The sequence below is a fragment of the Myxococcus sp. CA005 genome, assembly GCF_006518205.1.
GTDB classification, from domain to species: Bacteria; Myxococcota; Myxococcia; order Myxococcales; family Myxococcaceae; genus Myxococcus; species Myxococcus xanthus.
Genome location: NZ_SRLV01000057.1, coordinates 1 through 20177, shown reverse-complemented (window position 1 = coordinate 20177; position 20177 = coordinate 1). Strand labels below are relative to the sequence as shown.

13 protein-coding genes are annotated in these 20177 nt (G+C 71.2%); 12 read left to right on the top strand and 1 reads right to left on the bottom strand.

What is annotated here, in order from left to right:
* Positions 1–26 precede the first annotated feature (26 nt).
* From FMQ63_RS23745 to waaL, 12 genes are all read left to right on the top strand, one after another.
* Positions 27–2993, top strand: a complete 2967-nt coding sequence (locus tag FMQ63_RS23745) for a choice-of-anchor D domain-containing protein (RefSeq protein WP_026114242.1) — start codon at positions 27–29, stop codon at positions 2991–2993.
* 108 nt (positions 2994–3101) lie between these two features.
* Positions 3102–3488: a hypothetical protein gene (locus FMQ63_RS23740; protein WP_011552970.1), complete on the top strand. Its 387-nt coding sequence runs from the start codon at positions 3102–3104 to the stop codon at positions 3486–3488.
* 131 nt (positions 3489–3619) lie between these two features.
* A complete protein-coding gene (locus FMQ63_RS23735; protein WP_011552971.1) occupies positions 3620–5959 on the top strand; it encodes a serine/threonine protein kinase in 2340 nt (779 codons plus the stop codon).
* A 20-nt stretch (positions 5960–5979) separates the two neighbouring features.
* Positions 5980–8355, top strand: a complete 2376-nt coding sequence (locus FMQ63_RS23730; RefSeq protein ID WP_011552972.1) for a serine/threonine-protein kinase — start codon at positions 5980–5982, stop codon at positions 8353–8355.
* Positions 8356–8662: 307 nt separating this feature from the next.
* Positions 8663–9187: a MerR family transcriptional regulator gene (locus FMQ63_RS23725; RefSeq protein ID WP_011552973.1), complete on the top strand. Its 525-nt coding sequence runs from the start codon at positions 8663–8665 to the stop codon at positions 9185–9187.
* A gap of 42 nt (positions 9188–9229) precedes the next feature.
* Entirely contained in the window at positions 9230–9721 is a 492-nt protein-coding gene (locus FMQ63_RS23720) for a sigma factor-like helix-turn-helix DNA-binding protein (protein WP_002635080.1), read from the top strand.
* Between the two features lie 105 nt (positions 9722–9826).
* Entirely contained in the window at positions 9827–11371 is a 1545-nt protein-coding gene (gene purH / locus FMQ63_RS23715; RefSeq protein ID WP_011552974.1) for a bifunctional phosphoribosylaminoimidazolecarboxamide formyltransferase/IMP cyclohydrolase, read from the top strand.
* Between the two features lie 3 nt (positions 11372–11374).
* A complete protein-coding gene (locus tag FMQ63_RS23710) occupies positions 11375–14215 on the top strand; it encodes a zinc-ribbon domain-containing protein (protein WP_011552975.1) in 2841 nt (946 codons plus the stop codon).
* Position 14216: 1 nt separating this feature from the next.
* Entirely contained in the window at positions 14217–15482 is a 1266-nt protein-coding gene (purD, locus tag FMQ63_RS23705; RefSeq protein WP_011552976.1) for a phosphoribosylamine--glycine ligase, read from the top strand.
* Positions 15479–16591: an LptF/LptG family permease gene (locus tag FMQ63_RS23700; RefSeq protein ID WP_011552977.1), complete on the top strand. Its 1113-nt coding sequence runs from the start codon at positions 15479–15481 to the stop codon at positions 16589–16591. The genes purD and FMQ63_RS23700 overlap by 4 nt, the downstream gene beginning before the upstream one ends.
* Positions 16588–17703 carry an LptF/LptG family permease gene (locus FMQ63_RS23695; protein WP_011552978.1) on the top strand — a complete coding sequence of 372 codons (1116 nt, stop codon included), beginning with the start codon at positions 16588–16590 and terminating at the stop codon, positions 17701–17703. The genes FMQ63_RS23700 and FMQ63_RS23695 overlap by 4 nt, the downstream gene beginning before the upstream one ends.
* 1 nt (position 17704) lies before the next feature.
* Entirely contained in the window at positions 17705–19030 is a 1326-nt protein-coding gene (waaL, locus tag FMQ63_RS23690; protein WP_011552979.1) for an O-antigen ligase WaaL, read from the top strand.
* Here waaL and FMQ63_RS23685 read toward each other — a convergent pair.
* Entirely contained in the window at positions 19027–20160 is a 1134-nt protein-coding gene (locus tag FMQ63_RS23685) for a glycosyltransferase family 1 protein (RefSeq protein WP_141276725.1), read from the bottom strand. The two genes, waaL and FMQ63_RS23685, sit on opposite strands and share 4 nt — an antisense overlap.
* Between the last annotated feature and the right edge of the window lie 17 nt (positions 20161–20177).

Here is a 20177-nt window from a genome sequence, read left to right as displayed (position 1 = left end):
TGACGGTAGTGGGGAAGGGGTGGTCCATGACTGGGCGCTTGGGCTGGGTCGCCCTCGCGGTGGTGGGGTTGCTGGTCGGTTGTGCGGATCGCGAGCGCTCGGCGCTGGCGGACGGGCGGCTGACGGCGACGCCGGGTGGCGTCGACTTTGAGCGGGTGGCCATCTTCGATGCGCGCGAAGCGGAGATTTCGCTGCGCAACGTGGGCCGCGCACCTGTCGACGTGAACGAGGTCTGGGTGGAGGGCCCCGAGGGGGCCTACCGCGCCGAGTTCACCCATGAGGGGCCGCACCGCTTGCAACCCGGGAGCGCGTGCTCGCTGCGCGTGCGTTTCGCGCCGCCCGCCGAAGGTTCGCAGCCAGCGGTGTTGGTGGTGCGCTCGGATACGCGCATCGAGCCCCTGCTCCGCATCCCCCTGACGGGCACCGGCGTGGACGCCTCGGCCCGCGTGTCGCCGCGTCGGCTGGACTTCGGCCGCATCGAAGCGGACGCCACGAAGACGCTGCCGCTGCGGCTGGAGAACCCCACGGAGTTACCCGTGGATGTGACGCCGCGGCTGGTGGGCGCGGACCGCGACGAGTTCAGCGTGGCGCCGGTGACGCTGGCGCCCGGTGAGATTCGCGAGCTCATGGTGACGTTTCACCCGGTGCGGGTGGGCCGCAAGCAGGTGGCGCTGGCGGTGTCGCCCTGCCGCGGCTGCGCGGACGTGACGGTGCAGGTGGCGGCCGAGGCGCTGGAGCGCGCAGTGGTGGCCGAACCGGAGGTCCTGGACTTCGGCGCGGTGCCCGTGGACCGGGACGCGGTGCGCGAGTCGAGCATCCGCAACATCAGCACCGAGCCGGTGACGGTGACGCAGCTGACGCTGGAGGGCCGTGACGCGTCCTTCACCCAGAACAACGCGGGCTTCCCCTTCGTGCTCCAGCCGGGCGAGGTGCGGACCTTCACGTTCCGCTACAGCCCGGACCACCAGGGCGCGGCGCAGGACACCGCGCTGTATCACGTGGAGAGCCGCCGCCATCCGACGACGCCCGTGCAACTGCGCGGCTACGGCGGCGCGCCGGAGCTGTGTGTGTCCCCGTCGTTCTACGACTTCGGCACGCAGCCGCTCGGCGCGAAGGTGCGCGTCATCGTCAACGTGAAGAACTGCGGCGCGTCCAATGAGGGCGGGCTCACCATCAACACGCTGGACTGGCTGCCGCAGCAGGGTGGGGCGCCTCAGTTCAACCACACGCCGCTGGCGCTGCCGGTGACGCTGCCGCCCGGCGGCGAGGTGAACCTGGAGGTCTTCTACGAGCCCACCGAGTTGCGCACAGCGGAGGGCTCGCTGGTGATGACGACCAACGCCTTCTCCGCGACCATGGTACAGATGGACTTCCGCGGCACGCCGGAGGCGCACGCGCCCTGCGAGCTCACGCTCACGCCGCAGGCCCTGGACTTCGGCACCATTCCGCCCGGCCAGGGCGCGGTGCTGGGACTCAAGCTGGAGAACCGCGGCACCGACTTGTGCCCGGTGAAGAACCTCCGCCTGCGAGATGACGGCGGCGGTGTCTTCACGCTGCCGGGCGGCGGCCTCCACGGCGTCATCATGTACCCCGGCGACTGGTTCAGCTTCCAGGTGGCCTTCAGGGCGCCTGTGGCGGGCGGCCACTTCACCGGCACCGTGCAGATTGAACAGATGCAGCCGGCCAACCCGGTGCTGCTGGTGCCGCTGGTGGCCAACACGCAGGCGGTGTGCCTGGTGGCCTCGCGCCGCTACATGGATTGGGGCGTCGCCCGGCCGGACTGCCCCGCCGAGCCCATGGAGGTGAACTTCCTCAATGCCTGCGCCGCGCCGGTGACGGTGAACGACGTGTGGATTGGGCCGGGAACCACGGATTCGGAGTTCGGGTTTTCGGCGGTGCCGGCCTCCATTCCCTTCGTGCTGCCGCCCAACGAGGCCTTCACGGTGGGCGTGGAGTACTTCGGCCTGGTGTCGGGCATGAACCTGTCGCCGCTGTACGTGGGCTCCAGCGACTTGCCGGCGCCGCTGATGGTTCCGCTGGTGGGCGAGTCGTCGATGCGCGTGGAGAAGACGGACAACTTCATCCAGCAGGATGTCAGCAAGGTGGACGTGCTGCTGGTGGTGGACAACACCGCCTCCATGGCGGTGGAGCATCCACGACTGGTGGAGGCCATTCCGACCTTCGTGCAGACCGCGCTGGACCGGGGCGTGAGCGTCAACGTGGCGGTGACGACGACGGGCATCCATCCGGTGACGCCGACGGACCCGGCCAACGCGTGCCCGGGCGGCGCGGAGGGGGGCGAGGCGGGCCGCTTCTTCCCGGTGGACAACTCGCTGCCGCGCATCCTCACGAGCGCGACGCCGAACCTGGCCCAGCAGCTCCAGCAGAACGTGCAGGTGGGCCGGTGCGCGGAGGTGGAGCAGGGCTTCGAGGCGATGCGCCGCGCGTTGTCCCGGCCGCTGGTGAACAGCGCGGATGACCCGCGTACGCCGCTGCCCAACGACGGCAACGTGGGCTTCCTGCGCGAGGAGGCCGCGCTGGTGGTGCTGTTCGTCAGCGACGAGGACGACCACTCGCCCGACGCGGTGGACACCTACGTGGACTGGGCCCAGCTGCTCAAGGGGCAGAACCAGCCGCAGCGCGCGACCTTCTACGCCATCGCTCCGCCGGCTGAAGGCTGCGCGACGGCGGGCGGCGCCGGTACCCGCTACGCGCAGGCCACCTCCCGCACAGGAGGCGAGGTGGTGAGCGTCTGCGCGGAAGACTACCGGCCGCTGCTGCAGGCGGTGGGTGACAAGGCCTTCTCCGCGCAGGAGCGCTTCCCGCTGAGCGACCTGCCGGAGCCCGGCACCGTGACGGTGACGGTGAATGGCACGCCGTCCACGTCCGGCTGGACCTACGACGCGGCCACCAACAGCGTGGTGTTCGACGTCGTGCCACCGGCGGGCACCCGCATCTCCATCAACTACCGCCGTTCGTGCGACGCGATGTAACGCACCCGGAGGGCCGGACATCCGGCCCTCCACAGTGGTGTCAGTCCCCGGTGCTACAGGTCTGCTTCCGCCTGTGCGGATGACCAGAAAATTGGAGGTCACCTCGCGGTGTGTACCCTGAGGTCGTACCTGCAGCTGCCGAGGAGGCACCCGGTGAACTCCCAGGACTTTGAAGGAACGATGACGAGCGCGGCCCGCCCCTCTGGACGGGCTCCAGGACTGCGCGTCATCAAGGGAGAAGGGCGGCGGAGGGAGGAGCCGCTTGCTTCCCGGGACGCCGTGGCCCGGGTGCTGATGGAGGCCGGGGCGGACCTGCTGCTGCGGCGAATCAGCCCGGCGCGGGCGGGGGAGATTGAGCGGAAGGTGGACCGGGTCCTGGACCTGTTCGACCGGGTGGACGTGGCGCCGGTGCTGATGCCGGTGCTGAAGCGGCACCTGGACGAGCTGGAGGCCCTGATGCGAGAGACTCGCGAGGTGCGGGCCGCCCGGAGGTAGCCACAAAGGCCGTTTCCGGAGCAGTTGGGGGTTTGACCCTCCTTCCCGGTGCGCTTACGCTCGGGTCCATCCCGCGCCCGGAACTCGGGGCCACTCAAAGGGGTGGTTGTCCAGGGGCCGGTCAGGTCGCCGTGTCCATCGAAACCTATGGCAGGTATCAGCTCCTGAGTCGTCTCGCCACGGGCGGGATGGCGCAGATCTATCTTGCGCGGCCTCAGGGCGCGGAGCCTGACAAGCGGGTGGTGGTCAAGCGGATCCTTCCGCACCTCGCGGAGAACGACGACTTCGTCAAGATGTTCCTGGACGAGGCGCGCATCGCCGCCCGGCTGAACCACCCCAACGTGGTGCAGATTTTCGACCTGGGCGCCCAGGACGACTCCTTCTTCATCGCCATGGAGTACATCCACGGCGACGACCTGCGCCGGCTGTGGAGGCAGTCGGAGCTGATGGGCCAGCCGCTGCCGGTGCCGCTGGTGTGCCGCATCCTCATCGAGGCCTGCGCCGGCCTGGACTACGCGCACAAGCGCACGGACCCGACGACGGGCCGGCCGCTGGGCATCGTCCACCGTGACGTGTCCCCCCAGAATATCCTGGTGACGTTCGAGGGCGGGGTGAAGGTGGTGGACTTCGGCATCGCCAAGGCGGCGGACCAGGCCACGGTGACCCGCTCCGGCGTGCTGAAGGGGAAGTATTCGTACATGTCCCCGGAGCAGGCGGCGGGCATGCGGGTGGACTGCCGCGCGGACATCTTCGCGCTGGGCATCGTCCTGTACGAACTGCTCACCAGCACGCGTCTGTTCAAGCGCCCCAACGACATCCAGACGCTGACGGCGGTGTCGGAGTGCCGGGTGTTGCCGCCCTCGCACGTGACGTCGCGCGTGCCGGCGGATTTGGACGCCATCGTCCTCAAGGCGCTCGCGAAGGAGCTGCCGGACCGGTACCAGGAAGCGGCGCACCTCCAGCACGCGCTGGAGGAGTGGCTGCGTGTGCACCAGGCGCCCGCCTCGTCCGCGCACCTGTCCGCCTTCATGAAGGAGGTCTTCGCGGAGCGGCTGGCCGAGGAGGCCCGGGCGGGCGACGTGCTGGGCGAGGACTCGGATTCGGGGGCGTCGAGGCAGGAGGCTCCGCCGCGCCGCACGGGCCTGCGGCCCGCGTTGCCGCCGCGTCCGCCGCCGATGTCTCCGGAGGACGACGCGACGGCGGCGCTGCGTCCGCGACCGACGTCTCGCACGGGCCGCTTCGAACTGGAGCCGGAGAAGCCCGCGCCGCGGCTGACGGGACAGCGCCGGGCGGTGGAGCCCGAGCGACCCTCGCGCTCTGGCATGAACGTGGCGTCTCCGCTGCCGCCGCCTCCGCGCGTGGAGGAGGACGCGCCCACGGTGGATGCGCGTGCACCCTCGTCGGTGACCCGGACGGACGTGAAGCTGGGCGGGGCCGCTGCTGCCGCGCCGACGGAGCCTCGCGGCGCTCCGCGGCCTTTCGGCGGCACGGGCCGCTTCGACGTGGGGGCGCCGGTCCTCCCCGTGGATGACGAGGACGCCCCCACGGTGGATGCCCGCGCTGGCGCGCGCTCGCAGGTGCGAGGGGGGTACGTCGTGGAGGAGGACGCGCCCACCATCGCCATGATGGATACGGGCCGGCCCGCGCGGGTGGTGATTCCGCTGCGGGACGGGGAGCCGCTCGAGGAGGACGCCCCCACGCTGTCGCTGGGCATGTCGCGCGCGGCGAAGCGCCCCGTGGCTGCCGCGGGCAGCAAGACGTGGCTGTACGTGGGGCTGGTGTTGCTGGTCGTCGCGGCGGTGGGCGTGGTGCTCTGGTCGATGCGGTCGCCGGAGCCCATGCCGGTGTCGTTGGACCCGGAGGCCGCGGTGCCCGCGCCCGTGCCCATGCAGGCCGAGGCGCCGGTCCAGGCTCCGACGGAGCTGCGGCCCCCGCCCGTGGTGCCCCCGCCTCCCGTGGAGGCCGCGCCCGCGCCGGTGCGGCTGCGCATCGAAACGAAGCCCGCGGACGCGGTGGTGCTGGTGGATGGCCAACGCCACGACGAGCGGCCGGTGATGTTCGAAACGGCGGTGGGCCAGCAGGTCGCCGTGCGGGTGGAGGCCGACCGGCACCAGGCGCAGACGCGCACGGTGATGGTGGGTGAGGACGCGGAGCAGGTGGCGCGCTTCACGCTGGAGCCCGAGCCCCGCGCGGTGGCTGCTGCTCCCGTGGCGGCGGTGGTTCGCGAGCGTCCCGCCCGGCCCGAGCCCAGGCAGGAGGTGCGACTGGCCCGGGTGCGCTTCGTCGTACACCCTTGGGCGGAGGTGACGTGCGGTGGCAAGCGGCTGGGCGAAACGCCCTTCGAGGCCGTGGAGCTGCGCGTGGGCAGCTATGACTGCCGCTTCGTCAACCCCGACCTCAAGAAGACGCTCAGTCGACGTATCGAGGTGAAGCCCATCGACCTCAACGTCGTGAGCGTGAAGTTCGAATAGCACATGCCTTGGATGCTCCCGTGACGCTCGAAGCCGGCACTCACATCGGCAAGTACGTCGTCCGCCGCAAGCTCGCCGAGGGCGGTATGGCGGAAATCTACCTGTGCACGGCGCGCGGCGCGGAGGGCTTCGAGAAGGAAGTCGTCATCAAGCGGGTGCGCGCCTTCCTCGCCAGCGACCCGGAGTTCGTGGGGATGTTCATCGCCGAGGCCCGGCTGGCCTCGCGGCTGAACCACGCGAACGTGGTGCAGATATTCGACTTCGACAAGCATGAGGACACGTACTACCTGGCCATGGAGTACGTGCGCGGCTGCTCGTTGTGGGAGCTGCGCAAGCGCGGCAAGGAGCTGATGGAGCCGGTGCCGCCCATGCTGGTGGCGCACATCGGCGCGGAGGTCGCCCGGGGCCTGCATTACGCGCACCGCGTCCGCGTGAATGGCCAGCCGCTGGACCTGGTGCACCGGGACGTCACGCCGCACAACGTGCTGTTGTCCTTCGATGGCGCGGTGAAGCTGACGGACTTTGGCATCGCCAAGGCGGGCAACAAGCTGACGCAGCCGGGCGTGCTGAAGGGCAAGTTCGCGTACATGTCGCCCGAGCAGGCCCGGGGCGAGGCCGTGGATGCACGCACGGACATCTTCGCGCTGGGCGTGGTGCTGTGGGAGATGCTCACGGGCGGCCGTCTGTTCGACGGGGACTCCGAGGTGGCGGTGCTGCGCGCGGTGCAGCAGAGCACCATTCCGCCTCCGGCCCGGCTGAATCCGGACGTGCCCGCGGACCTGGATGCCGCCGTGGTGCGAGCTCTGGACAGAGACCCCGCGCTCCGCTTCCAGACGGCCGCGGAGTTCGAGCGCGCCCTGGCCCAGTGCGTGCTGACGCATGCGAGGTCCTTGGACGACACGGACCTGAGCGCGTTCATGCGCCGCTTGTTCCCCACCAGCCTCACCCAGGCGATTCCCACCGTGCAGGAGCGCACACACGTCGTGGAAGGGGAGCCGGCACCTGGGGCAGAGGCGTCGCCCGTGCCGCGCGAGCCCACCGCGGTGATGATGTCTGCTGGCCGCAGCGGCCTGGCGTTGCCGACGTCTCCGGACGAAGACGTCAATGCGCCGACCTTCGTGTTGCCGCGCAGGGGCGAGGCGGCCGCGCTGGATGCGGCGCCACTGCCGCCCATGGCCACGCCGATGATGCCGCTGCCGGCGGTGGCGTCGTCGCCGGTGCCTCGCGGTGCTTCTTTCGAAGGCGCGCCTTCCACTCCGGGCCGGCAGAGCCGTCCGGAGGGCATGGTCGCGGTGTCGGGGCCGCGCTCCGGTGGGGCCGAGGATGCTCGCGGTGCAGCCTCCAGCGAGGATGCACGGGCCGAGAAGACGCCGAGCAGGGGATCAGGTGTCCCGGCGGTGTCCGGGAGCGCGCGGACGCCGAGTCGTCCGGAAGGGGGCGCCGCCGTCGCGTCACCGTCAGGGTCCTCCGGGAGTCTGAAGTTGGCGAGCGCCTGGGACGATGAGGACGACGACGAGGAAGGGACCCCGTCGAATACGGAGCCTGAGGCGCATCCCGGGATGAGGGCAGCCGAGCCTGGAGCTTCCGAGGTGCCTGCGGCGGGTGCCCATGCGTCCGGAGCCGAGGGCCCTGCGGCGAGTGCCCGTGCGTCCGGAGCCGAGGGGCCTGCAGGTGCCCATGCGTTCGGATCCGGGGTTCTTGGGACGAGTGCTCGGGGCTCCGGAGCCGAGGTGCCTGCGGGGGCCCATGCGTCCGGCGCCGAGTCTCTCGAGGCGGGGGCCCGTGCGTCCGGCCCCGTAGCCTCGGTGGCCGTGCCGGCGGCGCGCCGACAGTGGGCGATGGGACTGGCCGTGGCGTTGGGGCTCGCCGTCGTCGGAGGCGGCGTCGCTGTGATGCGGGGGACCGAAGAAGCAGCTCCTCCGGCGGTGCCGGCAGAGCCCATGGTGGCCGCACCCGCTGTTGATGAACCCGTGCCGACCGCGCAGCCCGCGCCTTCAGCAGTATCTGAGAACGCCGAGGGCGGGGAGACGGGGCCCGCCGAAACCGCCGATACCGAATCCGAGGTGGATGGGCTGATGCGCGAGGAGGTGCTCGCCGCTGCCGCCACCCACCCGGCCTCCGACCCCGCGCCGAGTGCGGCCGGCACCCAGCAGGAGCCGGAGCGCGTACGCGCTGCGCCGGCCAGCGGAACGCTCCAGGTCCAGGCCGCGCCCTATGCCACCGTGTTCATCAACGGCAAGCGCATGGGCGAAGTAACGGGGCGGGCGTCGTACCGGTTGCCCGTCGGCAACCACAAGCTCGTCTTCCAGCACCCGTCCGGCGAGCGCCGCTACGACGTCGCCGTCACCGCGGGCGGCACCGTCAGCCGCGAGTTCCGCGCCCCCAGGGGGCGCTGAACCAGGCCGCCTCCCGGCGCGGCGGCCTCACCGGCAGCCGTGCCGCGACCTGAGCCCAGGTCCGAAGTCACCCGCCGTACCCGTGCTCGCTTCCGCTTGAGCACCCCCAACGTCCACTCCTGAACGCTGCTGCCTCGCCTCCAGCGGGGCCGCCTTCGGGCTGTCACGCCTACCTCGTCCCACCTGCCGCTCCGCCTGTTCAAAGGCGCGCGATTCGTCCGCCGCCGCTTGCCTGCCTGGTGGTCTGCCTTGACACCCAACCGCTCGTTCTGGCACTCAGTGGCCCCCACTCAGTGGATTATATTCAATGGAATCCATGGACCTGCTGGCTCCTGAGGAGATTGCTCGGATCGAGCGCGAGAACGCGGGCGGCCTGCCCGCGAGCGCCATCCTGAAAATCTTCCGGCCACGGGGCGTGCGCCTGTCGGAGGCGACGTTCCGGAAGTACGTGCAGGCGGGCTTGCTACCCAGGAGCCGCCGGGTGGGCAGGAAGGGGAAGCACCAGGGGAGCGTCGGGCTCTACCCGGTGGAGGCGGTGCGCCGCATCAATGTCATCAAGAAGATGATGTCGGAGGGGCACACCCTGGAGGACATCAAGCGGTCCTATGTCTTCCACAGCAACTATATCGACCAGTTGGAACGGGACCTTGCAGGCCTCCTGAACGGGTTCCAGGAGGAACTGGGGGACCGCGCCTTTGGGGGGGAGCATCGGCGTACGCTTGAGGCACAGCTAGCAACCTTGCGGCAAAGAGCGCAGGATCTGGTCCGGGATGTCGCCCGGCTCGGTAGCGCCGTGACCGCACGCGCAGACGAAACCATCCGTTCGCAATAGAATACCCGGGAACCGGGTAGACTGGCCTCACGTGGAGGGGACATGTCGGAAGTGAAGCAGCTACAGGAGGAGGGGGGGGACCAGGAATCGGACCAGGCGCAGGAGCGCCGCCGTTCCAAGACCATGTCGCGCAAGGAGATGGCGCGCGACCTGCGGAGGCGTCGCCTCACGGGTCAAGTGGACCCCGAAGAGGCCGACCTGCTGAAGCAGATGGACGACACGCGGCCGCGTACGCGCGCGGACTGCATCAACGGTCCCCGGCCGTGCAACTTCGTCTCCTGCAAGCACAACCTCTACCTGGACGTGAATCCGGAGACGGGGTCCATCAAGCTCAACTTCCCGGACAAGGAAATTTGGGAGCTGGAGCACACCTGCGCCCTGGACGTGGCGGAGAAGGGCGGCATCACGCTCGAGGAAGTGGGAGAGATCATGAACCTCACCCGCGAGCGCATCCGCCAGGTGGAGACGCGCGGGCTGATGAAGCTGCGCGAAGCCACCGAAGCCGAGCCGCCGGTTTCGGCTCGCAAGCCCTGATGTTCGCGGGTGGTTTCCACCCGCAAACGGAGGGCCGACGTGTTGCGTTGACACCCCAGGGGGTGGTTGCTACTACCGCCGCTTCCCGCACACCGAGGCCCACACGTGCTGGCTCTCCTGAGCGTTTCTGATAAGCGAGGTCTGGTTCCCTTCGCCCAGGGGCTCGTCCGCCTGGGCTTCCGGTTGTTGTCCACCGGGGGCACGCTGGAGGCGCTCAAGGGCGCGGGGGTGCCCGTCAACAAGGTGTCCGAGCACACGCAGAGCCCCGAGATTCTGGGTGGCCGCGTGAAGACGCTCCACCCCCGCATCCACGGCGGCATCCTGGGACGGCTGGAGCTGGAGGCCGACCGGGAGGAGATGAAGGCGCACGGCATCGAGCCCATCTCCCTGGTCGCGGTGAACCTGTATCCATTCCGGCAGACGGTGGCCTCGGGCGCCGCGGAGCCGGAGGTCATCGAGCAGATTGATATCGGCGGGCCCGCGATGGTGCGCGCCTCCGCGAAGAACTTCCGGCACGTCTCGGTGGTGGTGGACCCGGACGACTATCCGGCGGTGCTGGCGGAGCTGGAGCAGCAGAAGGCGGTGAGCGAGGACACGCGGCGCCGGCTGATGCGCAAGGCCTTCGCGCACACGGCGGCCTACGACGCCTCCATCTCCGCGTGGCTGTCCGCGCAGGCGGGCGAGCCGTTCCCGGGGGAGCTGTCGTTGGCGTTCCAGAAGTCGCAGGACCTGCGCTACGGGGAGAACCCGCATCAGCGCGGCGCCTTCTACCGCGAGCACGCCGCGCCCCAGGAGCCGACGGTCGCCTTCGCCAAGGTGCTGCAGGGCAAGGAGCTGTCGTACAACAACATCCTGGACCTGGACGCGGCGCTGGGCCTGCTGCTGGAGTTCCCGGAGGCCCCCGCGGCCGTCATCATCAAGCACAACACGCCCTGCGGCGTGGCGGTGGACGCCGCCTTGGTGAAGGCCTACCGCACGGCCCGCGCGGTGGACGAGGTCTCCGCCTTCGGGGGCATCGTCGCGCTCAACCGCGAGGTGGACGCGGCCACGGCCCAGGCCATGGCGGAGACGTTCCTGGAGGCGGTCATCGCGCCGTCGTACTCCCCGGAGGCGTTGCAGGTGCTGGCGACGAAGAAGAACCTGCGGCTCCTGGAGGCGGGCCCCGCGTTGGCCAGTCCCCAGGCCCGGCCGCGTGCCCAACTGGACGCTCGCAGCGTGTCCGGGGGCATGCTGCTGATGGACCGGGACTCGGTGGAGCCGCCGCTGTCGTGGAAGGTGGTCTCCAAGCGGGCTCCCACGCCGGAGGAGGAGCAGGCCATGCGCTTCGCCTGGAAGGTGTGCAAACACGTCAAGAGCAACGCCATCGTCTTCGCCTCCGGTGACCAGCTCCTGGCGCAGGGCGGGGGGCAGACGAACCGGGTGGATTCGGTCCGCATCGCGATGCAGCGCGGCGGAGCGGCCCTCAGGGGCAGCGCGGTGGCCTCGGACGCCTTCTTCCCGTTCCGGGATGGGCTGGACGAGGCCGCCCGGGCGGGGGCCACCTGTGTCGTACAACCCGGCGGTTCGGTCCGTGACGCGGAGTTGATTGCCGCCGCGGATGAACATGGGATGGCCATGGTGCTGACGGGAGTGCGACACTTCCGGCACTGAGCCATGCGCATCGTCTGTCAGAAATGCGCGGCCGCCTACGCGATTGATGACAAGCTCATCACCGCCAAGGGCGTTCGCGCGCAGTGTCCTCGCTGCCGGAACCTGCAGTTGGTCCGGCGCGATCCCTCGGCCGTGCCCGCTGCTGGCGCGCCGGCTCCGGCATCCCAGCCCGCGGCGCCCGTCACGCTGACGCCCGTCTCCGGCGCCGCGCCCGCGGACGACCTCTTCGGCGACTTCGGTGCGCCGCCGCCCGCCGCGCCCGCACCTGGCGCTGCTCCGGCTCCCAAGCCCGCCCGGGGAGAGGGCCGCTCGGGCTCGGACCTGTTCGGCGACTTCGGGGCAATGCCCTCGCCTGCTCCCGCGTCCGCGCCGCCCGTGGACCCCTTCGCGAGCGTGGGGATGCCGGCTTCGGGAGGCGGTGGGGCGGCCGGTGCGGAGGACCCGCTGCTCGACTTCCTGGGACCGCCGCCCTCCGCGCCGCAGGGCCTGGAGTCCCAGCCTTCGCATCCGGCGAAGCCCGCCGCCGCGAAGCCCGCGACCTCCGGCTGCCGCGTCTGCCAGAAGCCGCTGACGGATTCCTTCGACCAGGCGCTCGGCATCTGTGATGACTGCCGCCAGCCTGGTTCCGCTCGGGCGCCGGCCGCCACGAGCCGTCCGGCCGCTCCGGCGGGGAACTCGGACTTCCTGCCGCCCATGGCGGACCTGGGTGGGGGCTCCGCATCGGTGGCGCAAGCCTCGGAGCCAGCGCCCGGTGCCGAGCCCCGTAGTGGCGCACGCGTGCCCATCAGCACCGACATCATTCCGGACATGGGGCCGGAGCCTCGCAGTGGCCTCCGCGCCTCCTCGCCGCAGTTGGGAGCGGAGCCTCGCAGCGGCTCGCGCTCCGCGCCGGTGCTCGTCACGGATGGGCGCTCCCGTGGGGGCAAGGGCGGACTGGTGGCGGGCCTCGTGGGGCTCGTCGTCGTGGGCGGAGGTGTGGGCGGTTACTTCCTGTACCAACAGCAGCAGGAGGCGTCGCGCCGCCAGGCCGGTCCTCCGCCCGTGGCCGCCATCCCGGACGCGGTGAAGGCCGTGCTGCCTCGCTGGAAGTTGAAGTACCTGGAGATTCTGGGCACCAGCGCGGAACGGCTCGCGCAGGGGCAGCAGCAGCTCGCCCGTGACGAGCGCTTCGCGTACGCGGAGGCGGAGGAGTCCTTCCAGCAGGCGCTGGTGCTGGACCCGACCAGCGATGCCGCCATCGCGGGCTACGTCCAGGCGCTGGCCCTGGGACGCGGCGCGCGCATGGACGACGCGACGTTCCAGGAGGCCCGCGCGCTGCTGTCGGCGGCGGAGTCGCGGTCTGGCCGCACGGCGCCGTTGCTGCTGGCGCACGCGAACCTCCTGCTGGCCCGCTCCGGTCAGCCCGAGCAGGCGCGCCCGCTCGCGGAGGAGTTGCTGGCCCGCGCGGAGCTCGCCGACGCGCAGAAGGCCGAAGCGCACCTGGTGCTGGGCCGCACGTGGCTGTCGTCGTCCCGCGAGCTGGCTCGCAGTCACTTCGACTCCGCGCAGAAGCTGTCGCCGGACATCAAGCGGCTGCACTACTACCGCGCGCTCGCGCATGCGTCGGGCGGTGAGTATTCCGCCGCGCTGGACACGCTGCGCAAGCGGCTGGAGACGAGCCCGAAGGACTGGGAGAGCCTGGCGCTCACCGCCCGCATCTACCAGGAGGTGGGGGAGCCCGCGGAGGCGCGCAAGTTGTACGAGGCCCGGGTGAAGGCGGAGCCCGGCGAGCTGCGCGCCCTGTTGCCGCTGGCGATGCTGCGCTACCAGGCGGAAGGCAACGCCGCAGGCGCGGTGCGGGACTTGCGCGCGCTGATGAAGAACCGGGCGCGCTACGACGAGCCCGAGGTGGCCGAGGTGCTGGTGCACCTGGCGGCCGCGGAGCGCACCGCGGGCAGTCAGGACGCGGCGGTGAAGTCGGCGGAAGAGGCCCTGCAACTCGTGAAGGGATTGCCGGAGGCGCACCTCCAGCTCTTCCTGGTGGCCCTGGGCCGCCGCGACGCGGAGAAGGCACGGACCCATCTGCCGGGCTTCCGCGGGCAGTTGGAGGACGGCGCGCTGGAGAAGGTGCTCGAAGGCCGGCTGCTGCTCCTGGAGAAGAAGCCGCTGGAGGCGCTGGAGGGATTTCAGGAAGCGGTGAAGCTGGACGCGCGGCGGCTGGACGCGCAGCTGCTGGCGGGCGTCGCCGCGGCGAGCGCGAAGCGACGGGACGATGCCTTCCGCGCGCTGCACCAGGCGCTGCAGTCGGACCCGCTCCGGCTGGAGCCGCGGCCCGCGACGTCTGCCTACTGGCTGCGCCCGCGCGAGACGGTGGAGGGCGTGGAGGGTGCCATCCTCGCGCTGTCCGAGGGACCGGAGGACCCGTCCCCGCTGTTGTACGAAGGCCTGCTGCGCTTCCACCAGCACCAGTTCGACGCGGCCGAGCGTCACCTGCGCAGTGTGTTGGAGGTGGACGCGAACAACGCGGGGGCCCTGGCCTACCGCTCGCTCATCGCGCTGCAGCGAGGTGCTCTCGCGGACGCCCGGCGCCTGGGCGAACGCTCCGCGGCGGCGGGGCGGCAGATGCCGGTGTCGCATCTGGCGCACGGCCTGGCGTTGGCGGATGCCCGGCAGGTGGAACCGGCCAAGCGCGCGCTGCGGGACGCGCTGGCCCTGGCGCCCACGCTGCTATCGGCGCAGGCGCGACTGGCGCAGTTGGAGTCGGCCCAGGGCAAGGACGTGGCACGAGACACCCTGGTGAAGGTGGTGGGGTTGGATCCGGCATACCTCCCCGCGAAGCGGATGCTCTACCTGTTGGAACGGTGAGGTGGATGTGAAGGTCCTGCTGCTCGGTTCCGGTGGCCGTGAGCACGCGCTCGCGTGGAAGCTGTCGCAGAGCCCCATGTTGACCCAGCTCTTGTGCGGTCCGGGCAACCCGGGCACGGCGAAGCTGGGCACGAACGTGGCCCTGCGCGCGGACGCACCGGAGGAAGTCGCCGCGTTCGCGAAGCGCGAGGCCGTGGACCTGGTGGTGGTGGGGCCAGAGGCGCCGCTGGTCGCGGGGGTCGCTGACGCGCTGGCCGACGCGGGCATCCCCTGCTTCGGGCCCGTGGCGGCGGGCGCGCGCATCGAAGGGTCCAAGGCCTTCGCGAAGGAGATCATGGCCGAGGCCGGCGTGCCCACCGCCGCCTTCCAGACCTTCACCGACATGGCGGCGGCGGAAGCCTACGCGGTGGCGCAGGGCCGCATCGTCGTCAAGGCGGATGGCCTGGCGGCGGGCAAGGGCGTCATCGTCGCCCACGACGTCGAGGCCGCGCGCGCGGCGGTGCGCGCCGTGGGGGCCATGGGCGTGGCGGGCCAGACGATGGTCCTGGAGGAGCTGCTGGAGGGCGAAGAGGTGTCCGCGATGGCGCTGTGTGATGGCGAGCGCTACGCCATGCTTCCCTTATCCCAGGACCACAAGCGCGTGGGCGAAGGCGATACCGGGCCGAACACCGGCGGCATGGGCGCGTACAGCCCCGCGCCTTTCCTGTCCGCCGCGCAGCTCGCCGAGGTGGGCGAGCGCGTGGTCGCCCCGACGCTGGCCGTGTTGCGCCGGCGCGGAATTCCCTTCCGGGGTGTGCTGTATGCGGGGCTGATGCTCACGCGCGGCGGCCCGAAGGTGCTGGAGTTCAACGCGCGCTTCGGTGACCCGGAGACGCAGGTGTTGATGATGCAACTGGGGGAGGACCTGCTGCCGTTGCTGGACGCGTGTGCCCGGGGCGCGCTCGTGCCGCGGACGCTGGTGTCCGCGCTTGGTGCCTCGGTGGGCGTGGTGCTGGCGGCGCGGGGCTATCCGGACGCGCCGGAGAAGGGCCAGCGGATTGAAGGGCTGGACGCGGTGCCACCCGACGCCACGGTGTTCCTGGCGGGCGCGGAGGCGCGCGACGGCGGCGTCGTGACGGCCGGAGGCCGGGTGCTGACGGTGTGCGCGCGGGGCGAGGACCTGGCTCAGGCACGTGAGCGGGCCTACGCGGCGGTGGCGACCGTGCGCTTCGAGGGCATGCACTTCCGCCGGGACATCGGCGCGCGAGGGATGAAGGCCGCCCCGTGAACCGCCTTTCGCGCTACCTGCTCGGGGAGCTGCTGGTCCCGCTCGGCGTGTGGGTGGCGTTCATGTTCCTGCTGCTCTTCGTCATGCAGTTCCTGCGGGGCACCGACGTGCTGCTGGGCTCGTCGGTGACGCTGGTGGACATGGCGCGGTTGCTGGCCTACCTGGCGCCGCACTTCCTGATGATGGCGCTGCCCATCGCCTTCCTGCTGGCCATCCTCCTGGGGCTGGGGCGGCTGGGCGAGGACCGGGAGCTGGTCGCGCTCCAGGCGCTGGGCATCGGGCCGGTGCGCCTGCTGGCCGCGCCGATGGGCATCGCGGTGGCGCTCAGCGTGCTGATGCTGGTCATCACCTCCACGGCGCAGCCCTGGGGCCTGACGGGCTTGAAGGTGCTGGTGAGCGAGGTCATCCGGAAGAACGCCGTGGGCGACGTGAAGTCTGGCGTCTTCTACGAGGACCTCAGCAACTTGACGCTGTACGCGGAGCAGGTGTCCGCGGACGGGAAGTGGACCAACGTGCTCCTGCATGACGACCGGGAGGCGAATTCGCCGCTGCTGGTGCTGGCGCAGCGGGGGCAGGTGGGCACGTCCACCAGCGGCGAGGTGCTGCGCTTCGCGCTGGAGGCGGGGGAGGTGCACCGCTCCGCGGGCCGCGAGACGGAGGAGTACAGCATCATCCGGTTCGACCAGGCCGAAATCAGCGTGGGCGTGGGCGCTTCCATGGGCAAGCGCAGCCGCTTCTCCTACTCCCGCGAGGAGCTGACGCCCGGCGAACTGATGGAGGCGGCGCGCGAGGCGGAAGCGCAGGGCGAGGATGCGCGCATGTACCGGATGGCGCTGCACAGCCGGTTGGGGAACGCGCTGGCGCCCATCGCCTTCGCGCTGTTGGGCACACCGCTGGCCATGGGCCGGCGCCAGTCGGGCCGGGCGTGGGGCTACCTGCTGACGCTGGGGGGCTACGTCCTCTACTACCTGCTGAGCCGCGTCTTCGAGCAGATGGGGCAGAAGGGCCAACTGCCCGCGGGCCTGGCGGGGCAGATGGCCAATCTGGTGTTCGTCGCGGTGGGGCTGGTGGCCCTGTACCGGGTGAGCCGCTCGGGGACGGTCAAGTGAGGGGGACGCTCTTCATCTACGTGCTGCGCACGTACCTGCGCTTCGCCCTGGGCATCCTCGCGGGCCTGGTGCTGGTGTTCGTGGTGGTGGACTTCGTGGACCGCGCGAAGCTGTACACGGGCCCGGGCTGGGTCTGGGACGCGGCGGAGCTCTACTTCTACAAGGCGATGATGTCGGTGCAGCAACTGGGACCGGCGGCGCTGCTGCTGGCGGCGGGCACCACGGTGTCCGCGCTGCGCAAGCAGGGCGAGGTGACGGCCATCCGGGCGCTGACCTTCGGCCCGTCCGCGCTGTACCTGCCCATCCTCGTGGCGTCGTTCGTGGCCTGCGTGGGCCTGGTGGCCTTCGACGAGCGGGTGGCGACGTACTCCGGCCGGCGCGTGGACGAAATCACCACCCAGCGCTTCAACAAGTGGGGCGACTGGCGCTTCTACTACACGCCGAAGCAGTGGTTCCGGCGTGGGGACAACATCTTCTTCCTCCGGGGCGGCAGCGCGCAGGAGGGCTTCCAGGACGTGTCCGTCTTCACGGTGACGGAGTCCTTCGACCTCCAGCGGCGCCTGGACGCATCCGGCATGTTCCCGGTGGAAGGCATGCGCTGGCGCCTGACGGACGTGGTGGAGCGCACCTTCGACGGCGAGGGGAAGACGTCCGTACGGCAGCTCCCGGAAGCGGAGTACGACCTGGGCGTGGCCGTCACCGCGTTCCGCATCCGGCCGGGGCGGCCGGAGCAGATGCGGGCGTCCGAGCTGCGCGAGCAGATTGTCGCGCGCCGCGACGTGGGCCTGGCGACGAAGCAGTTCGAGCTGGCCCTGCACAACCGCTTCGCCTACCCGATGGCGGCGTTCCCCGCGGCGCTGCTGGGGGTGGGGCTGGCCCTGCGCGCCAACCGGCGAGGGCATCTCACGGCCGCCATCATCGAGGGCCTGCTGACGGCGGTGGCGATGTGGGGCTTGATGATGGTGTGCCGGACCCTGGTGCTCACGGAGCGGTTGTCTCCTGGCGTCGCCGCGTGGACGCCCACCGTGCTGCTGGGCCTCATCGCGGGCGCCGTGTGGTTGCAGCGCGAGGGCCGGTTGCACCTGCCGCGGCGCTCGCTGCTGGTGAGATAGCGTGTCCGCGCTCATGGGAACCGTGTCCGAGCTTCCGCTGGACCTGCGCTGGCGCCGCGCCATCAACGCCGTGCTCGTGCTGTGGACCGTGGGCCTGGTGCTGGCGGAGGTCGTCCTCCAGGTGGCGACGGGCGCGGCGGTGCTGCTGGCGGCGATTCTGCTGGTGCGAGGGCGGCTCCGCCTGGCGCCGGACGTGCGCGCCTATGTCGGGGCCAGTGGGGTGCTGTGCCTGTGGCAGGCGGCGTCGCCCGCCGTGGCGCTGCTGACGGGCGCGGCGGTGTCGTGGCCGCGCGGCGCGCGGTACGGCCAGGTGCTGGACTCGGTGGCGGGCGCCGCGGCCGCGTGCATTGGCGCCGTGGGCGTGCCGTGGCTGCTGCTGGCGGGCGTCCTCGCGGGAGGGTGGCTGCTGGCCGCGCTGCTGGGCGTGTTCCAGAACCGGGTGCGCTGGTCCGTGGAGCTGCCCTCCTTCCTCAAGCTCAACCTGGGGCGACTGCACGAGAACTTCGGCACCGAGGAGTCTCCGCGCTACGCGGCGGGTGGCTTCTTCTCCCACCGGCTTCGCTTCGCGCACGGCGCCATCGCGGCGCTCGGGCCCGCGCTGTCGGTGCTGGGCAGCGCGGACCAGGCGCGGCGGCGCATCCTGGCGGGGGCGGTGGTGATGGGGATGCTCATCTCCATCTACAACGCCTTCGCGCGCGCGGCGCTGGGCGCGGCATTGCTCGTGAGCGTGGTGGCGTTGCTGCTGCTGGTCCAGGGCTCCGCGCGGAAGATGGGGTTGGCGCTCCTGTTCGCGCTGGTGGCCGTCGTCTCCATGAGCCCGGCCTGGCGCACGCGAATGGAGAAGGCGCTGGGCAACATCTACGGCGGAGAGCGCGAGCACGCCATGGCCGTGGGCTGGAGCCTGGTGCGTGAATACCCGCTGACGGGCGTGGGCTTCGGCAACCACAAGCCGGCCGCCCTGGCCACGCAGGACGAGACGGGCATCACCGACCTGCTGGCCACCGATTCGCACAACCTCTGGCTGACGGTGTGGGCGGAGACGGGCCTGGTGGGGCTGTTGCTGATGCTGGCGATGCACGGCCTGCTGGGGCGCGCCCTCATCCGGCGCTACCGTCAGGGCTCCATCGCGGCCACGGGCGCCCTACTGTCCTGGGTGGGCTTCCACATCCTCGCGTTGGTGCACTACCTGCCGTTCCACTCCAGCGTGTACCTGTCCTTCTCGCTCATCTGGGGACTGGGGCTGTGCGAGGGCAGTGAACGCCTGCGCGGCCGGGAGGCCCGTCAGGGGCACCTGGAGATGGAAGGCGCGCCCGGGCCCACGCCCTAACGGCGAGGCGTCCCGCGCGAGCCTCCGGGCGCCGGGGCCTCCAGCACGCGGCGGTAGACGGCCAGGGTGCGCCGGGCACAGTCGTCCCAGGTGAAGCGCGCCACGCGCTCCCGGCCCAGCTCCACCAGCTCCCGGCTCAGCACGTCGTCGCGAAGCACGCGCAGCGTCGCTTCACGCCACGCCGCCGCGTCGTCCGGGGAGAGCCTCAACGCCGCGTTGCCCACGACCTCGGGCAGGGCCGTCGTATCCGACGCCAGCACCGGGCAGCCCGCGCCCATGGCCTCCAGGGCCGGCAGCCCGAAGCCTTCGTAGCGCGAGGGCAGCAGGAGCGCCGACGCCGCGCCGTAGAACAGCGGCATCTGGTCCTCGGGCAGCTCCTCCAAATCGACCACGTTCTCGTGAAGCCCCAGCTCGTGCGCCACCGCGCCCTTGCCCGCCAGCAGCACCACGGGCACCGGCAACTCCCCGGCGAAATCCTTCAGCAGCGCCAGGTTCTTGAAGCGTTTGGCGTTGCCCACCGCCGCCACGTAGCGCGCTGGCAGCTCGTACCGTTCGCGGAACGCGGCGGCCTCGGCCTGGGTCGGCGGCTGGAAGCGGGCATCCACCCCGTTGTGAATCACCTGGAGGCGGTAGGGCGACAGCTTGAGGTGCTTCGCGAGCTCGTCGCGCGAGAACTCGGACACCGTCACCAGCGCGGTGGCCCGCTTCGCGCGAGGGCCCACCACCACGCGGTAGTAGATGGACTGGGCCGGCGTGTACTGGTCCGCCAGCGCCAGGTGATTGGCGTCGTGGAGAGTGGCCACCAGCCGCCCGTTCCAGAAGAGGGGCAGTGAAAAGGACGTGGCGTGGAACGCATCCGGCGCCAGCTTCACCAGGTCCGCCGCCAGCGCCGGCTGCTCGAGGGGCGAAAGAAACCCGGCCAGCGCACGATGCAGCGGCATGCGCGGCGTCAGCGCACCCAGGTCGGGCGCGAGCCCTTCGGGGGGCACCAACGCGGAGAAGTGCAGGTCGGGCGCGAGCACGGGCATCCGCCGCGCCAGCTCCAGGGCGTAACGGGCAATCCCATGCAGCCGGCCGCGCACCATGCGCAGGTCGAGGAGGACGTGGGCCACGGCCTCCGCGTACCACACGTGCGGCCTCCAGGGCT

Bases quoted from the DNA above. Each gene is read 5' to 3' on its own strand.
- FMQ63_RS23745 (WP_026114242.1), top strand. From the start codon at position 27: ATGACTGGGCGCTTGGGCTGGGTCGCCCTCGCGGTGGTGGGGTTGCTG.
- FMQ63_RS23725 (WP_011552973.1), top strand. From the start codon at position 8,663: ATGGAATCCATGGACCTGCTGGCTCCTGAGGAGATTGCTCGGATCGAG.
- FMQ63_RS23720 (WP_002635080.1), top strand. From the start codon at position 9,230: ATGTCGGAAGTGAAGCAGCTACAGGAGGAGGGGGGGGACCAGGAATCG.
- FMQ63_RS23710 (WP_011552975.1), top strand. From the start codon at position 11,375: ATGCGCATCGTCTGTCAGAAATGCGCGGCCGCCTACGCGATTGATGAC.